At 38.3% G+C, this 3,407-nt stretch carries 3 protein-coding genes; 2 read left to right on the forward strand and 1 reads right to left on the reverse strand.

What is annotated here, in order from left to right:
- Positions 1–132 precede the first annotated feature (132 nt).
- Positions 133–684, reverse strand: coding sequence for a helix-turn-helix domain-containing protein (locus J7W16_RS21720; RefSeq protein ID WP_210599533.1), 552 nt, complete (start codon positions 682–684; stop codon positions 133–135).
- Positions 685–1,559: 875 nt separating this feature from the next.
- Between J7W16_RS21720 and J7W16_RS21725 the strand changes: the two genes are divergently transcribed.
- Positions 1,560–1,745 (forward strand): CopG family transcriptional regulator, encoded by a 186-nt coding sequence (locus tag J7W16_RS21725; protein WP_246880150.1) that lies wholly within the window; start codon positions 1,560–1,562, stop codon positions 1,743–1,745.
- A gap of 474 nt (positions 1,746–2,219) precedes the next feature.
- Complete coding sequence (gene mobV, locus J7W16_RS21730; RefSeq protein ID WP_210599535.1) at positions 2,220–3,395, forward strand: MobV family relaxase; 1,176 nt, start codon at positions 2,220–2,222, stop codon at positions 3,393–3,395.
- Positions 3,396–3,407 lie beyond the last annotated feature (12 nt).

The following is a 3,407-nucleotide window of genomic DNA, read 5'->3' on the forward strand; positions in this document are numbered from 1 at the left end:
GAAATGTTTGAAAAGGCTGAGAGGGCATTTGATCAGAAGCCACAAAAGACCTTAGAGAAAGAAATGGATTTGGAAAGATAGAGTTAAAAAAAAGCCCCTCCGCAATTTGGAATAGGGCTTTTTATTTTTAAGTTATTTTAGGTTTTCACGTTCCCTTAAAGCTTTAAATCTATCGAATTGACTTTGATATTGGTAATCCTTGTTTTCTTTTTTGCTTACAAGAATTTTTCCGTCGTATTTAGCAAACTTTTTCTTGTCATTTGAATCAGACCACGCCAAACTTTCATTCACTACATAAACGTTTGATGTTCCCATTTTTAAAACATTTAAAAATCCGTTTTCTTCTAACAGCTTTATTGCTCTATAAACAGTTGATCTTGATTTATTAAAATAATCCTCAAAGACTGAGTAAGAGCAAGCAAGAGCGTTTCTGTTATCCATATGTTCCAAAATGAAAAAGAGTAAAGAACTTGCAAAATTATGATTAGACATTAACCAACGTAATTCAGGCATGTTGTCACGATAGAGCTGAATGAAATTATGGTTTTTCTTTTGATCTTGATTCTCTGTTTCTTGCTTAGAATGGTTCTCCTCGATCTCCATCAGCCTTTGTAACATGTTTAATTGGTCTGGTGTTAAATCAACCGTAATTCTATTATCTTTCAACTTCAGCACCTCTGACATTTTTTTCCTCTCCTTGTTTCGAATGTTGCATCAGCTATGCAACATATATGTATAATATATGACACATTATAGGTCATTAAAGATTCAAGATCAATCATTTTGTGACTCATCATGTTTCATATATGTGTCACAGCTCATGACACATATACGTGTCACAGCTTATGACACATAACAATCTACCAAACCCTTTATATACCAATATTTTTAATAGTTTCCCTTCTCTATCTCCTAAATAGGCTTTTCTCAGCACAAGGTCCGGGTAGTATTTTTTGAGGAAAACCACCTCAAAAAATCTCCACCCTTTCCCCCTTGTCCTTCGAAATTTTGCGTGTAAGATCGGCTGTGCCGAGCGACTGATAGACCGATTAAGCACAAAGCTAGTCGCTCGCAGCTTGCAAGTGTAACACGCAAAACCGCTAGAGGTAGCTCTTTAATAGACTTTCTATTTTGTTGAGAGAAGTAGGGAGACGAGTCTCCCTCTGACTTTCGTCATTCACCCTCTCGCCTTCGCTCATTCAACCCGATTAAGGGTAAACCATTAGATCAAAACAATAGAACCAATGACGCTGATCGAACCAGTAACCGCTAAGATGAATCTTGCTGAAACACTTATTTTTAAATCTTTATAAACAAACTCCATGAAAACTCCCCCCCTTCAATCTTGTATTTACAGGATTTTTTAAATGTCCTTGTTCTCTTATAAAAAAAATAAAGCTTTATATAACAGCTGGCATTCGTAAGAAGGTTTTACCCTAATAATAGGCGCAAGCCGATTAGTTTTTGATCTGCTAGGATTGAATTCAATTCAGTAATTGAATTATGGTACTTAAATCAATTATGATTAAAGTACCTTTTTTCAAAGGAGGTGAATGGATTTGGAAGAGCAAGCTGAATACAGGGTACGAGGTGGAAAACGTGAAGGAGCTGGCAGACCAACACTTGGAACAACAAAAAAGGTTTCTATTACGCTACCTGACGAGGTTTGGGATGCTTTGGAGATCGAGAAGGATGATGAAACTCTAGCTGGATTCTTAAGAGAGATCATAATGAACCGTCACTAGAAGCCGAAAAAGGGGCGAGAAGCGATTTTATAGACTTGCTGGCACTAAAACTAGGCAGACCACTTACAAACGCAAAATGAGCCGATTCTGAGCGTCTGTCAACGGTAATCGCAGGGAGGGGCGGTTTTCCCCGACTGAGAATTAAGGAGTTGATAGACACTCCGCACCCGAACGGTCTTGGCATTGAGGAAAAAAGCATTTTTTTCCTCACCAGCGTAGCGCCGGTTCCCCCAAGGGGGCGGAGGGGGGTTAGTGGAAGTTTGGGGTGGTTGCACCCTTTTTAAAGGGGGCAAGGTCTGTATGGTTTTGTGTAGGATGGAGTGCTGCCAATCTTGTATTGGCCACACTTCTTCCTACACATTCAGCGCAAGCTGAACAGCCTTTACCCTCGGAGAGCACATGGAACTTTGCTTGCAAAGTGTAGTGTGTTACACTTCTCTTAAAATTCTTTTAATCGAAGGGTCGTGCTCCCTCATGAGTTTTGCTATTATCCGTATGAAAAAAATGAAAGAGTCAGCGATAAAAGGCATTCAATTTCATAATCAAAGAGAGAAGGAGAGTCAAACGAATCCTGACATTGATGAAAGCCGTTCACATCAAAATTATGATCTGATTAATCCTGGTCACATTGATTACAAAGAGAGAATTGATTCAATGATTCAAGAAGGGGTCACTACTGGTAAAGCAGTTCGAAAAGATGCTGTTCGTCTTGCTAGTTTCTTAGTAACCTCCGATTCGACTTTCTTCGACAAAATGAGCGAATCTGAAGAGAAGCGTTTTTTTGAGACAGCTAAAGAGTTTCTTGCAGATCGGTACGGAGAAAAGAATATTGCATATGCAGTTGTACATAAAGACGAAAAAACCCCTCACATGCACGTTGGATTCGTACCGATCACTGAAGATGGTCGTTTATCAGCAAAAGACTTTTTCGGAAAGAAAATGCAATTAGTTGAACTTCAAAATGATTATCACAAGCACATGAACGAAAAGGGTTTTGATCTTGAACGTGGGGTTTCGAGTGATAGAAAAAACATTGAAACATCAAGGTTTAAGGCTTTAACAGCACAAGATCAATTAAAAGAGCTAGAAGCAGAATTTAAAGATGGGGTTGAACAATTAAATATTTTAGATCGTGACATCCAGGAGCGAAAAATCATATTGGCTGGTCAGCTGGAAACCTCTAAATTGCAACAAGCTTCGCTTGAAAAGGCTCAATTACAGATGAATCGTTTTAAACATAGGGTAGAGAAACTTCAAGTTCCTTTGAGAGAAATTGAAGCCATAAAGGGGAAAGCAGCGCTTGGAACGGTGGTGCTTAAAAAAGATGAATTTGAGTCTCTTAAAGGTATGGCTAGAAAAGGCACTATGGTTGATGATCTTCAGGAACAAGTGAAGGGTCTTAAACGAGAAAACAATGATCTAAGAAGGCAGAACCTAAGTCGTTCGGATCAGGTTGATGAACTACAATCTGAAAATAGAGAATTGAAAAAAGAAGCAAGTAAATTCAAGTCTTTGTATCAGTATTCAATCAAGATTCTCGAAAAAATGAATGTGTGGGATCGAGTCAAAGAAATGTTTGAAAAGGCTGAGAGGGCATTTGATCAGAAGCCACAAAAGACCTTAGAGAAAGAAATGGATTTGGAAAGATAGAGTTAAAAAAAA

Source organism: Halalkalibacter suaedae (assembly GCF_017939705.1).
Lineage (GTDB): Bacteria > Bacillota > Bacilli > Bacillales > Bacillaceae_D > Halalkalibacter > Halalkalibacter suaedae.

Coding starts and splice junctions, on each gene's coding strand:
- J7W16_RS21720 (WP_210599533.1), bottom strand. CDS start 684: ATGTCAGAGGTGCTGAAGTTGAAAGATAATAGAATTACGGTTGATTTA.
- mobV (WP_210599535.1), top strand. CDS start 2,220: ATGAGTTTTGCTATTATCCGTATGAAAAAAATGAAAGAGTCAGCGATA.